This is a genomic window from uncultured Lactobacillus sp., assembly GCF_944327175.1.
Taxonomy (GTDB): Bacteria; Bacillota; Bacilli; order Lactobacillales; family Lactobacillaceae; genus Lactobacillus.
In genome coordinates this window covers 1-17938 of sequence record NZ_CALVGT010000058.1, presented here as the reverse complement: position 1 = coordinate 17938, position 17938 = coordinate 1, and the positions used below count along the sequence as shown (strand labels likewise).

Below are 17938 nucleotides of genomic sequence, written 5' to 3'. Positions count from 1 at the left end.
TTTATTAAAATGCTTTCATTTTTTTGGTAAAATAGAGACAGGAAGAGGTGGCAAAAATGACTAAACAATACCAATACAAACATATCCAAGTAGCTGTTGACGGTTCCAAGGAAGCTGACCTGGCTTTCAAGAAGGCCGTAACGGTTGCCAAGCACATGAACGCCAGCCTGGAAATTCTCCACGTTATCGACACGCGGGCCTTCCAAAACATTTCCAGCTTTGACTCAGCCATGGTTGAGCAGGTTTCCAACGACGCCAAGAAGAAGATGGAAAAGTACCACCAGTCTGCCTTAGACAGTGGCGTCAAGGAAGTCCACTACTCTATCGAATTCGGCTCACCAAAGGCCATCATCAGCCGGGAATTCCCGAAGAAGCACGACATCGACCTGATCGTTGTCGGTGCGACCGGCTTGAACGCCGTTGAACGTCTGCTCATCGGCAGCGTGACTGAATACGTCACCAGAACTGCTGACTGCGACATCTTGGTCGTTCGGCACAACAAGGCTGGCTTGGACTAAGTCCAGCGAAATAAAATAAAACCGCCCCGGTCAAATAGACCGAGGCGGTTTTCGTATACTCTCAAAAATTCAGTTAAAAGTCGCCAGCCGTGCTGAAAATGTAGTCCTTGTTGTGCCACTTCATCGAGAGGATCAGACCGATCCCAATCATGTTCCCGATCAAGGCGGACCCACCCTGTGAAACAAATGGCAAGGGCACCCCGGTAAGGGGCAGTAAATCAATGCTCATACCAATATTTTCAAAGACGTGGAACAAAATCATCATGATAATCCCTGTGGACACGTATGAATAGAAGGCGTTCTTGGTCGAGAAAGTGATCTTGACCATCTGCACGATCAAGACGAAGTAAATCCCGATCAAGGCTACGCCGCCGACAAAGCCGAAGCTTTCACCGACCACGGAGAAGATCATGTCTGAATTCCGGACTGGCACGTAAACTTTGATATTGTTAAAGCCATTGCCAAAAATCTGCCCGGACCCGATCGCCTTCATGCTCTGCCAGAGTTGGTAGGCGCTGTTGGAGTTGTCCCCTGACGGGTCACTCCAGGACTTGATTCTCTCCAGCTGGTAAGTCTTGAAGTAGTGGCGCAGAATCGTCTGCCCTTCACTGGTAAAGACCAGGAGGATGACGCCGACGCCCACAAGCACCATGAGCAGAAAGACCGGAATGATGATCTTCCAGGAAATCCCTGAAACCAGGAGAATCCCCGCGGTAATTGCCACGAAGACCAAGGTGGTCCCAAAGTCAGGCTGGAGCATAAGTAGCATGGCTACCGGCAAAAACCAGGCCATGACCTTGCCGATCAAAAGCCAGTCATTTCTAAGGTTGTGGGAGTAACGCTCATTGTGCTCCTTGACGACCCGGGCCAGCTGCAGGATAAAGGCCGGCTTCATGACTTCCGAAGGCTGGAAGCTGACAGGCCCAACGACGAACCAGCTCTTGGCCCCGCTGCTGGCAGCCGTTGTCCGGTCATACAGGAAGAGGACCGCGACCAGCATGAGGATCCCCAAGCCATATAGGTAGGGGGCCAGCTTAAAGATCTGCTCGGCGTCAAAGCGGACGATGAAGGCCACCATCAGCCAGGAAACCGTGTACCAGACAATCTGCATGGCCACTGTTCTGGTTGGCGTCCCATAGGTCGAGTCATTGACTGACGCGTTGTAAATTGAATAGAAACTGACGAATGACAACAAGACCACGGGAATGATAACTCCCCAGGCGATGCGGTCATACCATTTGCTTTCTTCTTGAACTTTTGCCATTAACTATCACTTTATTCGTAAAAATTATTTTTCGTGCAAGGTGAAGTAGGCCAGCAGATCGTTGATACCGGCATCAAGGCTCTTGGCAAACATCACGTTCTTGGACTTGCTGCTGGTTACCCGGAACTTGCCGTCAACCTGTTCGATCAAGCCGATCTGGCGCTTCTTCGGAATGACTACTTCCCAAGTCGGTACCCGGCGGCCAGACAGTTCGTTGACCTCGATTCCGATGTTTTCTTGATTTCTTGACATATTCCCTCCTCGTTAGTGACTGTGGAATTTCCTGGCAATAATTTCGTCTTCATATTCTTCTGGGTGGGGATTGCGCAAAAGAGTAAACTTGTCCGGTACTGGATCCACCCCGCCGCGGTTAAAAGGATTGCAGCGCAGGATCCTCGCCAGGCCCATCAGCAGTCCCAAAAGCGGACCATGCTTTTCCAAAGCAGTGATCATATAGCTGGAGCAGGTCGGGTAGAAACGGCAGCTGTCCGGCAAAATTGGTGAGATTGCCCGCTGGTAAAAGCGAACTAGAAGAATCATTATTTGACGCATTATTAGTGACGTTCGTGCTTTTCAATATGCTGCAGCAGGATGCCAGTGCCCAAAGCAACTGATTCAAGCGGTGATTCAGCGATCAAGACCGGAACCTGCAGGCTGTCGGCAATCAGTTTGTCGATGTTCTTAAGCAAGGCGCCACCACCGGTGATCATAATCCCGCGATCGATGATGTCGGCGGATAATTCCGGCGGCGTTTCCTGCAGAACCTGCTTGGTAGTGTCAATGATGCTTTGCAGGCCTTCTTGCAGGGCCTCGGTTACTTCAGAGCTGTTTACCTTGATCTGCTTTGGCAGGCCGTCAATAGTATCCCGGCCACGGACATTCATGCTTGCGTCCGGGTCTGGATCAGTAGCGGCACCAATTTCAATCTTGATGGCTTCAGCCGTCCGCATCCCAATCAAGAGCTGGTGGTTAGCCTTGATGTAGTTGACAATAGCCTGGTTCATCCGGTCCCCGGCATAGCGCAGGGACTTGGAAGTCACGATTTCACCCATGGACAGGATGGCGATGTCTGTCGTCCCCCCGCCGATGTCGATGACCATGTTGCCTTGCGGCTTGAAAATGTCCAGGCCTGCCCCAACGGCTGCTACCTTTGGCTCATAGTCCAAGTATACCTTGCCGCCGCCTGACTTCTCCGCGGCTTGGATGATGGCCTTTTGCTCAATTGAAGTTACGCCAGTCGGGGTGCAGACCAAAATGTTCGGCTTGCTCATGAAGCCCTTAACGTTCAGCTTCTCAATAAAGTAGCTCAGCATGGCTTCAGTAATGTCAAAATCAGCAATTACCCCGTCCTTTAAAGGCCGGATAACGCGGATGTTGCCAGGAGTACGGCCAACCATTTCATAAGCTTCGGTGCCGACAGCGACCACCTTGTTGGTGTTCGTATCCACGGCAACCACGGATGGCTCGTCGATCACAATGCCCTTGCCGGAAACGTTGATCAAAACGTTTGCGGTCCCCAAATCAATACCAATATCTTTTGACACGTCTATTTCCTCCATAACATATTAATTTTAATTGTACCATAAAAGCCCTCTGTATAGCGGCTTCCGCCTAGCTTTAACCTATTCTTTAAAACAGGTTAGACAATTGCAATGAAGTATCTATCAAGGCGATCAAAAATTGGCCGACCGTATAGCCTAGGGCAATCGCCGTGAAAATCAAGAAGACCTGGGCCTCAAAGACCCGGCTAGACCGAATGATTTTCTCAATTCTGACGGCTTTGATCGCATGAAAGGCTAAGGCAATGCAAACAAAGTAGATCACCAAGCTGATGATTGCGTGAATTCCAAGTTGTCTCATATAAAATCTACCATAAAAAAAGAGCGGAATAAATCCGCTCTTTTCCCTTATTTGTGCAGCGCGTCGTAAACGTGAATCCGGTTTACAGCCCGCCGCAAAGCAATTTGAGCCCGTTCCAATGACTGCTCGTCGTGCTTTTCCTTGGCTTCCTTGATGTGCGCCTCGGCCCGCTGCTTGGCAGCTTCAGCCCGACTGAGGTCAATGTTGCGCGCGCGTTCTGCGTTGTCGGCAATAATCGTTGCCACATTGTCGGCGAATTCGATGATCCCCCCGCTGACGGCGATGTGATCAACCTTGTGGTCGACATCGGCGCCGCGTTGGACCCGAACTTCACCAATCGTGAGCGGAGTTAAAATCGGCAGGTGGTTGTACAAGATCTGCCGGTCGCCGTCAATAGCCCGCATTGAGACGGAGCTGCCACGGTGAGAATAGATTAACCCGTTTGGCGTAACGATATTGATCTTAAACAGTTTCTCTGCTTCTGCCATGATGCATCAACCTACTTTTCTAATAAGGCTTTTGCTTCCGGATCGCTTGGGGTAACCCCCATCTTTTGCGCCTTCTTCAAAACGTCTTCGATCGGGCCAACGCCTCTGAAGGCATCTTCAGGCAAGTCGTCAAGATGGCCGTCGAGGATCATCTTGAAGCCCTTGATCGTTTCCTTGATTGGAACATATGAGCCTGGAACGCCGGTAAAGACTTCGGCAACGAAGAAGTTTTGTGACAGGAAGAACTGAATCTTACGTGCCCGGGCAACGATCAGCTTTTCTTCGTCTGACAATTCATCCATACCCAAAACTGAGATGATGTCTTGCAGTTCGCGGTAGCGTTGCAGAATGTGCTGAACCCGGGTAGCAACGTCGTAGTGTTCCTGGCCGACAATTTCTGGGTCCAGGGCACTGGAAGTTGATTCAAGCGGGTCAACGGCTGGGTAGATACCTTGTTCTACCAAGCTACGTTCCAAGTTGGTCGTCGCGTCCAAGTGGGCGAAAGTAGTCGCTGGCGCTGGGTCAGTGTAGTCGTCGGCTGGAACGTAAACGGCTTGGATAGAGGTGATTGACCCCTTCTTGGTGGAAGTGATTCTTTCTTGCAATTGACCCATTTCCGTTGCCAAAGTCGGCTGGTAACCAACGGCACTCGGAATCCGGCCCAGCAAGGCGGAAACTTCGGAACCGGCCTGGGTAAACCGGAAGATGTTGTCGATGAAGAGCAGCACATCCTGGCCTTCAACGTCTCTGAAGTATTCAGCGATCGTCAAACCGGTCAAAGCGACCCGCATTCTGGCACCAGGCGGCTCGTTCATCTGCCCGAAGACCATGGCGGTCTTTTCCAAAACGCCGGATGCCTTCATTTCGAAGTAAAGGTCGTTACCTTCACGGGTTCTTTCCCCGACACCAGTAAAGACGGAAATACCGTTGTGTTCCTGGGCAATATTGTGAATCAATTCCTGGATGATCGTGGTCTTGCCGACCCCGGCACCACCGAACAGACCGACCTTACCACCACGCAGATATGGTTCCAGCAAGTCGATAACCTTGATACCAGTTTCCAGGATTTCACGGCTAGTAGTTAATTCATCATACTTAGGTGCTTCTTTGTGGATCCCTGAGCGAGGGTGGTCAGCTGGAAATTCTGGACCACCATCAATCGGTTGACCTAAAACGTTGAAGACCCGGCCCAAGGTATCCGGACCAACTGGTACGGAAATTGAGCTCCCAGTGTCTTCAACCTTCATCCCACGACGAAGGCCATCGGTAGATTCCATCGCGATGCAGCGCAAAACGCCATCGCCTTGTTCAAGAGTAACTTCAAGAATAATCGAGTCTTCGTCAGACTTGATGACCTTCAAGGCATTGTTGATGTCTGGCAGGTCTTTGCCAATTGGAAACTTGACGTCGACAACAGGGCCGATTACTTGAACGATTTCACCTTGACTCAAACTTCTACCTCCTTTTCTCTTATTCAAGTGCATTCGCACCACTGACGATTTCAGTCAATTCAGTAGTGATTTGTGCTTGTCTTGCACGGTTCATTTGCAAACTAAGACTAGAAACAAGGTCCTTGGCATTGTCCGTGGCACTCTTCATAGCCGTCATAGAACTTGCGTGTTCGGCAGTCTTGGCATCCAAAATGGCGCCATAGATTTCCGCCCGCGCGAATTGCGGCAGCAAGGTTGCCAAAACGCTGTCAATGTCAGGGGCAACTTCAAATTCGATCTTCTTGCTTTCCTTGGCTTCCGCGGTGTCGATGTCAAGGTCGACGATCGGCAGCATCTTTTCGGCCCGGAAGGCTGAAGACAAAGAATTCACGTGGTGGGTGTAACAAACGTACAGTTCATCGTAAACGCCGTTCAAGTACATCTTGATCGCCGTTGAAACGATCGGCAGGGTTTCCTTGAAAGTCGGCACGTCTGAAACGCCGTCTTTTTCATAGACAACGTTCAAGTTGTTCTTCTTGAAGAACTGGGAGCCAACGCTGCCGATTGACAGGATCTTGGACTCTCTGCCCTGCAGCTTGTCGTCGGCCACCAGGCTCATCATCTGCTTGATGACTGAGCTGTTGTAGGAGCCAACCAGACCACGGTCACCGGTAACTACCAGGTAGCCAACGGAATGAACTTCAGCCCGGGGCTTGATCATGTCAGAAATGATCCCCATCCCAAAGACGTCATCGTAATCGATGGAGTCAATGTTGTCTTGCGTCAGGCGGTAGTTGGCCTTATTCAAGTGGTTGATCACGCTGGCACTCATCAGCCGCGACACGGTTTGGTGGAGCAGCCGGTTGTATTCCTGGTAGCCCTTGTCTCTTTTTTCAGTCTGATTCAGTTTAGCTGCTGAAACCATGTGCATGGCTTCAGTAATCTTACTCGTTTGCTTGACAGAAGCAATTCTCTTCTTCAATTCAAGTAAAGATGCAGGCATAGTCTACCTCCTATTTGTTACTTGATGAAAAGCTGGATGCAAATTGTTGAATAGCTTCTTGAAGCTTGCTTTCATCTGGCAATTTGCCAGTTGACTTGATTTCAGCTAACAGATCAGCATGGTTGGCGTCAAAGTCGGTGTAAAGTTCTTGTTCAAAGCGAGCAATATCATCGACTGGTACCGCGTCCATAAAGCCATGGGTCAAAGCGTAAAGCAGGACAACCTGCTTTTCAACGGCAACCGGCTTGTGCAGCGGCTGCTTCAAAACTTCGACGGTCCGCCGGCCGCGGGCCAGCTTGGCTTGCGTTGCTTGGTCCAGGTCACTGCCGAACTGGGCAAAGCTTTCCAGTTCCCGGTATGAAGCCAGGTCGGTCCGCAAAGTACCGGCAACCTTCTTCATGGCTGGGATCTGAGCGGCCCCGCCGACACGGGAAACAGAAGCCCCGGCATCGATGGCCGGACGCGTGCCTGAGAAGAACAGGTCGCTTTGCAGGAAGATCTGTCCGTCAGTGATGGAAATAACGTTGGTTGGAATGTAGGCGGAGATGTCCCCGGCTTCAGTTTGAATGAATGGCAGGGCAGTCAGTGAGCCGCCGCCCAGTTCCTTGCTCAGCTTAGCGCTCCGTTCCAACAAACGTGAGTGCAGGTAGAAGACGTCACCTGGGTAGGCTTCACGGCCAGGTGGCCGGCGAAGCAACAGGGAAAGTTCACGGTAAGCAACAGCCTGCTTGGACAAGTCGTCGAAGACAACCAGGACGTCCTTGCCAGCGTACATGAACTCTTCACCCATCGCGGTCCCAGAATATGGCGCAATGTAAAGCATTGGCGCTGGTTCTGACGGACCGGCTTCAACGACGATGGTGTAGTCCATCGCCCCCAGCTTCTTCAAGGTTTCAACTTGTGCTCTGACAGTTGATTCCTTTTGACCAATTGAGACGTAAATACAAATTACGTCCTGCCCTTTTTGGTTCAAAATGGTGTCGATCGCCAAACTGGTCTTACCAGTCTTACGGTCACCGATGACCAGCTCACGCTGACCACGGCCAATTGGCACCAGCGCATCAATGGCCTTGATACCAGTTTGCAAAGGCTGGTTAACTGACTGCCGCTGCATAACACCTGGCGCCTTTGACTCGATTGGCCGAGTCTTGTCAGTCTTGATTTCGCCTAAGCCGTCAACTGGCTGACCAAGTGGATTCACAACCCGTCCAATCAAAGCATCCCCAACTGGAACTTCCATAATCCGGCCAGTTCGCTTAACACGGTCGCCTTCCCGGATATCGTCAAACTTGCCCAGAATGATGATACCAACATCATTGCTTTCCAAGTTTTGGGCAATACCGTAGGCACCATTGTCGAACTGCAAAAGCTCACTTGACAAGACATTGTTCAAGCCGTGAGCGCGGGCGATACCATCGCCGACGTAAGTTACGACACCGACTTCATCGATGTCTAGCTTATCGTCGTAGTGTTCAAGTTGCTGCTTGATTAAAGAGCTGATTTCTTCCGCTTTAATGCTCAATGGTTTCACCTCTTTATAATACTTACTTTGTTAATACGGCGCGGATTTTCTCCAATCGATGCTTTACTGAGCCATCGATTACGCGGCCTTCAACCTCAAGGACCACGCCGCCGATAATTTCTGGATCAACTTCATTTTCAAGATGAAGTGCCTGCAAGCCATACTTTTTGGCATAGCTGTCTGCAAGGCGCTGCAGCTGATCTTCATCTAGCTTCACTGCAGTCTTAGCGACACCCGTTCCGATGTGGTTGGCGACATTGTACAGGTGAATGTAGTAATCAATGATGTCAACCAAGTTGTCAAAACGATCATAGCTAAGCAAGAAGTTCAGAACTTCTTGAAGCTCTGCAGAAAAGCCTTGTTCAACCGCCGTTAAAAGATTCTTCTTTTGCTTAGCGTCTAAAACAGGATTGCTCAGAACCTGGACAAAACGGGGCTCTGCTTGAACTGCCTGCTTCAATTCAGTCAGTTCACTGTACATGAGCTCAGTCTTGCCGCTGTCTTTGGCAAAATCAAAGATCGCTGTTCCGTAGCGTCTTGCCGTTTCTTCTCTACTTAAGGCCATTAATCGTTCAACCCCTTAATGAACTGATCAACTAATTCTTTTTGATCAGCAGCAGATAAGTTCTTAGCAATTACCTTTTCCGCAATCGTCACAGAAAGATCAGCAACTTCGTCGCGGGCTTCGTTCAAGGCATCAGTCTTAGCTTGCGCTGCATCAGCCTTGGCCTTTTCCCGGATAGCGGAAGCTTCATCGTTGGCTTCGCTGACGATTTGCTTGCCGGTCTTTTGCGCATTACTCTTGGCATCGGAGAGAATCTGGGTTGCTTCTTGTCTTGAATTCTTCAAGGCTGCTTCCCGTTCATTGGCCAAAGTTTCAGCCTTCTTGCGGTCGCTGGCAGCTTGATCCAAGTCATCAATGACTTTCTGACGGCGCTTCTCCATCATTTCCTTAACTGGGCCCCAAGCGTAGTGCTTAACGGCAACCAGCAAGAGTGCAAATACAATTAAATACCAAAGGGTATTAACGATTGAGATTTCGGCGCCGGCGAATACTGGTTGAAATTCCATCGACAATCCTTCTCTCTCAATTTATTAGTGATAGTAAAGTTTCTTAAAAAAGACTTTATTTCAGGAACAAAATCAAGAAAGCGATAACGATGGCCAAAATTGGAACGGCTTCGATCAAACCAACACCGATGAACATAGTTGATCTCAAGTTACCAGCACTTTCTGGTTGGCGGGCGATGCTTTCGATCGTCTTTGAGATAACCTTACCGTTCCCCCATGAAGCAGCCAAAGCAGCAATACCAGCAACAAGTGCAGCAGCTAAATCCTTTAAACCTGTAGTCATAATAAAACCTCCGAAAAATTATTCTTGTGTAACCTTCTTGCCAATATAAACCATAGAAAGGGTTACAAAAACATACGCCTGGATAGAGCCAATGAAGACAGAGAAACCTTGCCAGATCATTGCGAGCGGCGCAGCCAGGATTCTGGTTACAATCCCCATGCTTGGCCCCAGCTGGTTCCCAATCAGGGTCAGCAGGACTTCACCCGCAAAAATATTACCGTAGAGACGCAGCGATAACGTCAAGAAGTTGGTAAATTCTTCAATGATGTTAATCGGCAAAAGAAAACCGACAGGACGTGCATAGTTCTGCAGGTAGCCCTTCGTGCCAAATTTCTGAATCCCGAAGGTAAACGACAGAAGCAAGGTCATCATCGCGAACGACATCGTCGTCACTGGATCAGCAGTTGGTGATTTGATGACCATATAGTCACCGACTTTCACTTCCAAGAACAACCCTAGTTGATTCAAGCAGAAGATGAAAAGGAACAAAACAAAGGCGTAAAGAGACAGATGTTTTTGCGCAGCCGGGTCTTCGACGTTGTCCTTGACAATCCCGTCGGTAAAATCGATCAGGTATTCCAGGACATTTTGTTTCTTGTTCGGTTTCATTTCAACTTTACGTGAAAGAGCGTAACAAATGGCAAAAACCACAATTGCCATCAAGGTCGAACCGATAATGCCGACCAAGTCGACATTCAGTCCGGTACCGTTAATATTGAAGACAAGTGATTTCTCCAATTCTTCGTGACCTCCCTTCTTGTGTTGAATTCTTCGAACACGTCATTTATTGTACACCAATAAAAATGAATTGGAACTTTTGCAATCGCTTTTATAGCGACTTTTTTAATTATTTAGTCCCAAAGATTCGGTCACCTGCATCCCCTAAACCTGGGAAGATGTAGCCGTTTGGCAAGAGCTTGTCATCAAGGGCAGCCGCGTAAATGTCAACGTCCGGATGTTCGTTTTGCACAGCCTTAACGCCTTCTGGAGCAGCAACCAGGACAGCCAGCTTGATGTCAGTCACGCCCCGCTTCTTCAAAGCTTCGATAGCCAGGTTGGCGGAACCGCCAGTAGCCAGCATCGGGTCAACAACCAGGCATTCACGTTCCGTAACGTCCTTAGGAACCTTGAAGAAGTATTCTACCGGCTTCAAGGTTTCTTCGTCACGGTACATGCCAACGACACCGACCTTGGCTGACGGAATCATTTCCAAAACCCCGTTGACCATGCCCATGCCGGCCCGCAGGATTGGCACGATGGTCAATTTCTTGCCGGCCAGTTCCTTTTGCACCGTCTTGCCCATTGGCGTTTCGATTTCAACGTCTTGCAAAGGCAGGTCGCGGGTGATTTCGTAGGTCATCAGACCAGCAATTTCGCCAACGATTCTCCGAAATTCATTTGATCCAGTTTCCTTGCGGCGAATAATCGTCAGCTTGTGCTGAATCAATGGATGGTTTAACACAGTGAACTTTCCCATATAGTTCCTCCATTCAAAAATACCATGTCCTCTCTATTATAAATAAAAAAAGAAATGGTTTAAAGCCATTTCTTTTTTACAAGCATCAAATCGTCCAGGTTAGACATGATGGCCGCCAGCAGCCTTGTTTAACCGGTTCATGTAGGCCAGGCTTTCCTCTCCTTGATCAAAGCCCTCTACATAAATAGTTTTAATTTCTTGCCGGTCGTCAAAATAGCGGAGGCCGGCAAACAGGTTGTGATCAGCCTCTGTCAGATTTTTGCCTAAATTGAACTTATTTTCCTCAGGAACTGGTAATTTTTCCAAAAGGTCACTAGTTGCCATGACCCCGCAGGAAGCATCCAGGTCCAGCTTGGCAAAAGTTTCCGCCTGGTCGACCACGTAAACCTGGGCACTTGGCGCGTAATGGCGGTACTTCATCCCCGGCGCCTTCGGCACGTCTTTGTCACTTACCTGGCCCCGGTTGATCAAAACTTCTTCGCCTAAAACCTGACTGATTTCTTCTGGGGTGATCTTGCCTGGCCGCAAAACGACCGCTGGATTAACTGACAAGTCGACGATGGTTGATTCTAGGCCCACTTCAGTTTCACCGCCATCAACAATCCCGGCAATCTTGCCCTTTAAGTCATGATAGACATGCTGGGCCGTGGTTGGACTCGGCTTGGTTGAAGTGTTGGCTGAAGGCCCGACGATTGGGTAGCCAAGCTTGGCAATCAAGTCATGGGTCAGCTGGTCATCCGGGCAGCGGAAGGCAGCAGTTGGCAGGCCCCCGGTTACTGATTCCGGCAGGGCCCCTTCTTTGGCAAAAAGCAGGATGGTCAAAGGACCAGGCCAAAAATGCTTGATCAACTTCTCTGCCCGCTCCGGCACTTCCTTAGCGTAAGGCCGCATCATGGCTTCGTCAGCCACGGTCACGATCAAGGGGTTGTCGCTAGGCCGGCCCTTGGCCGCGTAAACCTTTTTGACTGAATCATCCCGGGTGGCCAAAGCCCCCAGGCCATAAACAGTTTCCGTCGGAAAGGCAACTAATTCTCCTTGCCCAAGCAGGCGGGCTGCTTCATCTAATTGTTCCCGTTTAAAAATCTTGGTTTCCATTATTTCTGCCACTCCCCAAACAACATCCGCGGCTTGCCGGCCATGTCCCGGCGGAATTCCACCTTAAAGTCCGGCAATTTTTCAGCAAACAGGGTCTTCAGCTCATCTTCCTCGCTAAAGCCGAATTCCATGAAGAAGCGGCCGCCCGGATTTAAGTGGTCTCTGACTTCTTCAGCGAACTTCCGGTAAAAGGCCAGGCCATCCTGGCCGCCGAACAAGGCTTCTTCCGGCTCATTGGCCAGAACGCTCTTGTCCATCATGTTCTTCTCACTGGGCTTGATATAAGGCGGGTTGGAAATGATCAGGTCAAACTTGCCCAGGCCCAGCAAAACATTGGCCTTGCGGGTGGTTACGTCCAGGCCGTAGTCCAAAAAGTTCTCTTCACTGATTCTGAGCGGGGTGTCCTTAATGTCACTGGCGTAAAAATGCAGGTCCTTGATCCCCTTGCTTTCAGCTTCCTTGGCCAGGGCCACCGTAATATTGCCTGACCCGGTTCCCAGGTCAAGGACAGTATCGCCGTCTTTTAAGTGCGCCAGGGCCCATTCAACCAATTCTTCGGTTTCAAAGCGGGGAATAAGCACGCCTTTGGCCACCCGCAAGCGGTAGTCTAAAAACCAGGCATAGCCCAGGATATACTGGGGTGAGTCCCCTTTAGCCAGGCGCTTCATGTCCTTTCTGGCCTGCTTGACTTCGCTGTCAGACAATTCCATTTCCTGCTTAAGCTGAAACTGGCTTGGTGTCAGGCCCAGCCGTTCAGCCAAAAGAAAGTCGATTTCCTCGTTCCGGGCGCTTTCAGCCAGTTCACTGGCCTCAATCCGCATTTCTCGTAAACTCTTAGGCATTTTCTGCCAGCTCCTCTAATTGCTTGGTTTGGTAGTAAACCGTCAAAGCATCGATGACTTCGTCCAGTTCCCCGTTCATGATCCGGTCCAATTTGTTCAAAGTGAGGCCGATCCGGTGGTCAGTCACCCGGTTTTGCGGATAGTTGTAGGTTCTGATTCTTTCAGACCGGTCACCAGTCCCGACCGCATTCTTCCGCTTGGCGTCATACTTGTCCCGGTTCTGGCTTTCGTAGTAGTCATAAACCCGGGACTTCAAAATTTCCATGGCCTTGGCCCGGTTTTGCTGCTGGGACCGCTGGTCCTGCATGGCAACTACAATACCAGTTGGCAAGTGGGTCATTCTGACGGCACTGGAAGTCTTGTTGATGTGCTGACCGCCCGCACCGGATGACCGGTAGACGTCCACCCGGATGTCCTTTGGATCAAGGTCGATGTCGACTTGCTCATATTCTGGCATGACGGCAACAGTGGCAGTTGAAGTGTGCACCCGGCCGGCAGATTCAGTTACTGGAATCCGCTGCACCCGGTGGGCCCCGTTTTCATATTTCAGCTTGGAGTAGACCTTGCTGCCGGTAATCATGATGTCCACCCGCTTGTAGCCGCCAACTTCAGTTTGTTCGCTGTCGACAATCGAGACGTTCCAGCCTTGGTTTTCCGCGTACTTTTCATACATCCGCAAAAGGTCGCCCGCGAACAGGGAAGCTTCATCTCCGCCGGCTGCCCCCCGGATTTCCATGATGATGTCCTTATCATCGTTAGGGTCCTTTGGCAGCATCAAGATCTTGATTTCGTTTTCCAGCTGGCTGATTTCATCTTCCAGCTCCGAGTTTTCCATCTTGGCCATCTCAACCAGCTCAGCGTCTGAACCGTCAGCGATGATTTCCTTGTTGCCGGCGATTTCTTCCTTGTCGGCCTTGAACTTGCGGAACTTCTGCACGACTTCCCGCATGTCAGCTTCTTCCTTGGTAATTTCCATGTAGCGCTTGGTGTCAGCGATGACTTCCGGGTCCGCCATCATTTCCTGAATTTCTTCATAGCGCACTTCCAAGCTTTCTAGCTGTGCCATTACATTATCCATTTAATCAATCCTTCCAATAAAAACTAGTCTCTTGCCTGATCGGGGTGGAAATAGTGGAAACGGCAGACCGGGTAGTAGGCCTCGTCGCCGCCAATCTGCACCTGCTCGCCCTCATAGACGGGCAAACCGTCCTTGTAGCGCAGGGCCATGGTTGCCTTGTGCCCGCAAAAGTGGCAAATCGTCTTCATCTCTTCTATTTTATCAGCATAAAGCAAAAGATACTCACTGCCTTCAAAAAGATGGTTCTGAAAATCATTCTTCAAGCCAAAGGCCATCACCGGAATGTGCAAGTCGTCCACGACCCGGGCACACTGGATGACCTGGTCCTTTTTTAAGAACTGGGCCTCATCGATCAAGACCGCCGCTAAGGGGTGGCCGTCAGACTCCTGCTCTTGCTGGTTCAAAGCCGCGATGTATTCAAAGAGGTCCAGGTCCGGCTCAATCGGCTGGGCGCTGCGGCTGAGCCCGATCCGGGAAGCCACCACGCCGCGGCCAGACCGGGTATCAACACTGCTGGTCAATAAAGCCACCTTGCGTCCTTGAATTTCGTAGTTGTGGGCAACCTTCAAGATTTCAATCGTCTTGCCGCTGCCCATCGCTCCGTATTCGAAAAAAAACTGTGCCATATTCTCCACCTTTGTATTAATCTCGCTCAAATAAGTATAGTGTATTTTGCAAAAGTTTAAAAGCGTCGCATTTTCCCCGCTAAACTTTCCGTCTTATGGTAAGATTTATCATAGTTTTAATGCAGAATAGGGAGTTAATCATGAGTTTTAAATCCAACATCGCAACTTTTGCCGGCAAGTCATCTTACTGGTTCCTGCACAATGTCTTGAAGGGCGGGACCAGCTTCCCCGGCAAGCTGGCCATGAAGCTTGACCCAAACGTCCTTGAGCAGCTGGGCAAGGACTACGAGACCATTATCGTTACCGGGACCAACGGCAAGACCATGACCACGGCCCTCATCACCCAGACCTTGAAGGAAAAATACGGTGACATTTTGACCAACCCCTCCGGCTCCAACATGGCCCAGGGGATCGTGACCGCCTTTTTGGCTCATGGCCAGAAAAAAAGCAGCCGGAAACTGGCCGTTTTGGAAGTCGATGAAGCCAATGTCAAGGCTGTAACCCAGTTGGTCCACCCCAAGGCCTTTGTCTTGACCAATATTTTCAGAGACCAGATGGACCGTTACGGGGAAATCTACACGACCTATGAAAAGATCGTCAACGGCATCAAGCTGGCACCAGAGGCAACCATCATCGCTAACGGGGACGCCAGCATCTTCTCTTCAGTCGACCTGCCGAATCCAAAAGTCTTCTTTGGCTTTGAAACTGACCAGGACAAACCGCAAAACGGCCTCAAGGCGGCCGTCAACACTGACGGGGTCCTCTGCCCTAAGTGCGAGCATATCCTGCACTACCACGCAATTTCCTATGCTAACCTAGGTGACTTCTTCTGCCCGAACTGCGGCTACAAGCGGCCGGATTTGACCTACAAGCTGGAAGAAATCAGCGAGCAGACCCCAAGCCGGATCACGTTCACCATTGAAGGCAAGGAATTCGCCATCAACATCGGCGGTACCTACAACATCTACAACGCCCTGGCTGCCTTTGCCTGCGCCAGAGAATTCGGCGTTTCCGCCAATGAAATCGCGGCGGCTTTTGCCAAAAACAAGCGCATCTTCGGCCGCCAGGAACTGATCCACTACCAGGGCAAGCAGATCAACATCATCTTGGTCAAGAACCCGGTCGGCTTAAACGAAGTCCTCAGCCTCCTGGACACGGAAAAGGACCACTACAGCCTGGCTGCCCTCTTAAACGCCCACCACGCTGACGGCATCGACACCAGCTGGATCTGGGACGGAAACTTTGAAAGCCTGGACCGGGCCAAGATCGACCAGGTTATCGTCGGCGGTGAGCGGCACAAGGACATGGCCTTCCGCCTGGAAGTTGCCGGCTTTGACCCGGACAAGATGGTCATTGAAAGCGACTTTGACCAGCTGCTGGCCGCTTTTGCAAAGGCGCCGACTGACAAGATCTACATTCTCTCAACCTACACGGCCATGTTGCACCTGCGGCAGGTCTTTGCCGACAAGGGCGTCTTGAAGAGAAGAATCAACTAGTATACGCAAAGCAAGTAAGTAAAAGAGTAAATAAAAATCCCGCGGTCAGCCGCGGGATTTTTTAAATTGCCGTGGTTAAGACGGCGACTACGTTGATCAAGGCAACCAAGCCGGCAAAAAAGGCAACCGCCTTGTAGGTCGCGTTCTTGCTAAAGGCAAAAAGCAGGCCCTCGATTAGGGCCACGGCAAACGCCGCGATAGCGGTGATGGCATAATAAGGCGACATCCGGCTGTTAAAACGGCCCAGGATGATGATGACCAGGCCATAGACAGCTAAAAGCAGCCAGCCCTTTTGCTTATTGCTTAATTTCATGTGATTTTGCTCCTCTTTCTAGCTAGCGGTTTTCCTGCAAAAAAGCGTTGATGATCCGGCTGCGCATGGTCAAAAAGATCTGATTATGCCGGGAAGGGTGAACCCGGTTGGTCAAAAGAATCAAGCCGGACTGCTTGACCTGGTCAAACAAGACCAAAGTGCCGGTAAAACCGGTGTGGTAGATAATGGGATAGTTTTCCTTAGGGTCAAAGAGCAGGTTCCAGCCCCAGGACCGGGCCTTTAACCCCGCTGGTGTCTTGACCTGGTAGAGGTCCTGGATCGTCTCTCTCTTTAATGGCAAAAGGTCACTGACCCCCATGTAGCCCTGCCCCATTTTGACCAGGTCGCTGACGGTACTGAACAGGCCAGCTGACCCGCACCGCCGGCCCAGTTGCTGGCCCTTAGGGTCATGAACAAAGCCTTGAATGACCTGGCCGTCAACTAGTTCCGTTGGCACGCACTCCTCTTTTGGCGGGGCAAAAGTCGTTTCCATCAAGCCAGCCGGCTGAAAGATCCGCTCGCTGGCCAGATCCTGGACTGCTTTGCCTGTAATCCGCTCTAAAACCAGGCCTAAAAGGACGAAGTTGGTATCAGCGTAGCGAACCACCCGGTTAAACTCGCTGGTCACCGGCAAGCCCACGATCGCCCTCATTAATTCCGGACCGGACAAGGCGTTCCGGTTTTCGATCCAGCCCCGGATGCCAGAAGTATGGGTCAAAAGATGGCTGAGCCGGACCCGGCCGTCCTTGAATTCTGGCACGTATTTTTGCAAGGAGTCAGCAAAGTCAATCTTTCCCTCTTCCCTCAGCTGCAAGAAAGCAGCCGTCGTGGCCAAAACCTTGGTGCAGCTGGCTAAGTCATAGTAGGCAAAGGGGCTCAGCTGGCTTTTGGCCGGGTAGATGCTGGCAAAGCCCAAGGTCGAGGCAAAGACCTGGTCCCCTTTTAAAAGGGCGTAGTTGACTCCGGGAACAATTCTTTCAGAAACCAGGCTTTCAATCAGCAGCTGGGTTTTAGGAAAATTAAGCAAGCGTGACTCCTTTCTAAAAGGCCCGAACAGGCAATTAGCTCTATTATACGGCAGTTTTCAGCCTTTCCAAGCCAGCCTGAAAAAATTTTAGACTTTTTTTGTCTGGAGCCTTGACTTTTTCTTGCAAAGAAAGCATAATAATGAATGTCGGTAATTCGAACACAAACTTCGCCCGTTGGTCAAGTGGTTAAGACGCTACCCTCTCAAGGTGGAGTCATGAGTTCAATTCTCGTACGGGTGATTTACTGCGATGTAGCCAAATTGGTAAGGCAGTGGACTCTGAATCCATAATGTTCCGGTTCGAGCCCGGACATCGCAATAATACCGAAAGGCAAGTTCCTCTGGAGCTTGCCTTTTTTCTTGTCCTTTTCAGATCAAATGAAAAAGTGCTAGCTCCCGTCTAGCACTTTTTCTTCTTTTCAATGATTGTCAATGGCTGGCAAGCCCGGGATTCCACCTATTTCAATGGGTGGAGGGATAGGGCTTGCCAGCCTCTTTTTACTTAAATTCGTACAGAGAAAGCTTTTGCTCTGCTTTTTGCCAGT

General features: G+C 50.3%; 22 protein-coding genes and 2 tRNA genes. 4 read left to right on the top strand and 20 right to left on the bottom strand.

What is annotated here, in order from left to right; genetic code table 11:
* Positions 1–56: 56 nt before the first annotated feature.
* Positions 57–518, top strand: a complete 462-nt coding sequence (locus tag Q0J41_RS07765) for a universal stress protein (RefSeq protein ID WP_296228127.1) — start codon at positions 57–59, stop codon at positions 516–518.
* A 73-nt stretch (positions 519–591) separates the two neighbouring features.
* On the opposite strand, the gene Q0J41_RS07760 is transcribed toward Q0J41_RS07765, so the two are convergent.
* From Q0J41_RS07760 to Q0J41_RS07675, 18 genes are all read right to left on the bottom strand, one after another.
* Entirely contained in the window at positions 592–1782 is a 1191-nt protein-coding gene (locus Q0J41_RS07760) for an FtsW/RodA/SpoVE family cell cycle protein (protein WP_296228125.1), read from the bottom strand.
* A 24-nt stretch (positions 1783–1806) separates the two neighbouring features.
* The gene (locus tag Q0J41_RS07755; RefSeq protein ID WP_002880076.1) at positions 1807–2034 is read right to left on the bottom strand and encodes a DUF2969 domain-containing protein; all 228 of its coding nucleotides are present in this window, start codon (positions 2032–2034) and stop codon (positions 1807–1809) included.
* A gap of 12 nt (positions 2035–2046) precedes the next feature.
* Complete coding sequence (gene yidD, locus Q0J41_RS07750; RefSeq protein WP_003617406.1) at positions 2047–2334, bottom strand: membrane protein insertion efficiency factor YidD; 288 nt, start codon at positions 2332–2334, stop codon at positions 2047–2049.
* A 2-nt stretch (positions 2335–2336) separates the two neighbouring features.
* The gene (locus Q0J41_RS07745; protein WP_003611418.1) at positions 2337–3326 is read right to left on the bottom strand and encodes a rod shape-determining protein; all 990 of its coding nucleotides are present in this window, start codon (positions 3324–3326) and stop codon (positions 2337–2339) included.
* Between the two features lie 85 nt (positions 3327–3411).
* On the bottom strand, positions 3412–3642 hold the full coding sequence (locus Q0J41_RS07740; protein WP_296228116.1) for a DUF1146 family protein: 231 nt from the start codon (positions 3640–3642) through the stop codon (positions 3412–3414).
* 47 nt (positions 3643–3689) lie between these two features.
* On the bottom strand, positions 3690–4130 hold the full coding sequence (locus Q0J41_RS07735) for a F0F1 ATP synthase subunit epsilon (RefSeq protein ID WP_296228114.1): 441 nt from the start codon (positions 4128–4130) through the stop codon (positions 3690–3692).
* An 11-nt stretch (positions 4131–4141) separates the two neighbouring features.
* Complete coding sequence (gene atpD / locus Q0J41_RS07730) at positions 4142–5581, bottom strand: F0F1 ATP synthase subunit beta (protein ID WP_296228112.1); 1440 nt, start codon at positions 5579–5581, stop codon at positions 4142–4144.
* Between the two features lie 19 nt (positions 5582–5600).
* Positions 5601–6563: a F0F1 ATP synthase subunit gamma gene (locus Q0J41_RS07725; protein ID WP_296228110.1), complete on the bottom strand. Its 963-nt coding sequence runs from the start codon at positions 6561–6563 to the stop codon at positions 5601–5603.
* Between the two features lie 10 nt (positions 6564–6573).
* On the bottom strand, positions 6574–8085 hold the full coding sequence (gene atpA / locus Q0J41_RS07720) for a F0F1 ATP synthase subunit alpha (RefSeq protein ID WP_270448245.1): 1512 nt from the start codon (positions 8083–8085) through the stop codon (positions 6574–6576).
* A gap of 22 nt (positions 8086–8107) precedes the next feature.
* Positions 8108–8650, bottom strand: a complete 543-nt coding sequence (gene atpH, locus Q0J41_RS07715) for an ATP synthase F1 subunit delta (protein ID WP_296228107.1) — start codon at positions 8648–8650, stop codon at positions 8108–8110.
* Positions 8650–9156, bottom strand: a complete 507-nt coding sequence (atpF, locus tag Q0J41_RS07710; RefSeq protein WP_296228106.1) for a F0F1 ATP synthase subunit B — start codon at positions 9154–9156, stop codon at positions 8650–8652. The genes atpH and atpF overlap by 1 nt, the downstream gene beginning before the upstream one ends.
* A gap of 55 nt (positions 9157–9211) precedes the next feature.
* Entirely contained in the window at positions 9212–9439 is a 228-nt protein-coding gene (gene atpE, locus Q0J41_RS07705; RefSeq protein ID WP_296228104.1) for a F0F1 ATP synthase subunit C, read from the bottom strand.
* 18 nt (positions 9440–9457) lie between these two features.
* Positions 9458–10177 carry a F0F1 ATP synthase subunit A gene (atpB, locus tag Q0J41_RS07700; RefSeq protein ID WP_296228102.1) on the bottom strand — a complete coding sequence of 240 codons (720 nt, stop codon included), beginning with the start codon at positions 10175–10177 and terminating at the stop codon, positions 9458–9460.
* Positions 10178–10286: 109 nt separating this feature from the next.
* Positions 10287–10916: a uracil phosphoribosyltransferase gene (gene upp, locus Q0J41_RS07695; RefSeq protein WP_296228100.1), complete on the bottom strand. Its 630-nt coding sequence runs from the start codon at positions 10914–10916 to the stop codon at positions 10287–10289.
* Between the two features lie 99 nt (positions 10917–11015).
* On the bottom strand, positions 11016–12011 hold the full coding sequence (locus Q0J41_RS07690) for an L-threonylcarbamoyladenylate synthase (protein ID WP_296228097.1): 996 nt from the start codon (positions 12009–12011) through the stop codon (positions 11016–11018).
* The gene (prmC, locus tag Q0J41_RS07685; RefSeq protein ID WP_296228095.1) at positions 12011–12853 is read right to left on the bottom strand and encodes a peptide chain release factor N(5)-glutamine methyltransferase; all 843 of its coding nucleotides are present in this window, start codon (positions 12851–12853) and stop codon (positions 12011–12013) included. Before prmC ends, Q0J41_RS07690 begins: the two co-directional genes overlap by 1 nt.
* On the bottom strand, positions 12846–13931 hold the full coding sequence (prfA, locus tag Q0J41_RS07680; protein WP_296228093.1) for a peptide chain release factor 1: 1086 nt from the start codon (positions 13929–13931) through the stop codon (positions 12846–12848). The genes prmC and prfA overlap by 8 nt, the downstream gene beginning before the upstream one ends.
* A gap of 23 nt (positions 13932–13954) precedes the next feature.
* Positions 13955–14557 carry a thymidine kinase gene (locus Q0J41_RS07675; RefSeq protein WP_296228091.1) on the bottom strand — a complete coding sequence of 201 codons (603 nt, stop codon included), beginning with the start codon at positions 14555–14557 and terminating at the stop codon, positions 13955–13957.
* Positions 14558–14697: 140 nt separating this feature from the next.
* Between Q0J41_RS07675 and Q0J41_RS07670 the strand changes: the two genes are divergently transcribed.
* Positions 14698–16053 carry a Mur ligase family protein gene (locus Q0J41_RS07670; RefSeq protein WP_296228089.1) on the top strand — a complete coding sequence of 452 codons (1356 nt, stop codon included), beginning with the start codon at positions 14698–14700 and terminating at the stop codon, positions 16051–16053.
* A gap of 61 nt (positions 16054–16114) precedes the next feature.
* Here the strand turns inward: Q0J41_RS07670 and Q0J41_RS07665 are convergent, their stop codons facing one another.
* Together Q0J41_RS07665 and Q0J41_RS07660 are read right to left on the bottom strand one after the other, a co-directional pair.
* The gene (locus tag Q0J41_RS07665; protein WP_003619086.1) at positions 16115–16366 is read right to left on the bottom strand and encodes a hypothetical protein; all 252 of its coding nucleotides are present in this window, start codon (positions 16364–16366) and stop codon (positions 16115–16117) included.
* A 22-nt stretch (positions 16367–16388) separates the two neighbouring features.
* Positions 16389–17393, bottom strand: a complete 1005-nt coding sequence (locus tag Q0J41_RS07660) for a serine hydrolase (RefSeq protein WP_296228083.1) — start codon at positions 17391–17393, stop codon at positions 16389–16391.
* 169 nt (positions 17394–17562) lie between these two features.
* Here Q0J41_RS07660 and Q0J41_RS07655 point away from each other — a divergent pair.
* A tRNA-Glu gene (locus Q0J41_RS07655) sits at positions 17563–17634 on the top strand.
* Between the two features lie 5 nt (positions 17635–17639).
* Positions 17640–17712, top strand: a tRNA-Gln gene (locus tag Q0J41_RS07650).
* Positions 17713–17938 lie beyond the last annotated feature (226 nt).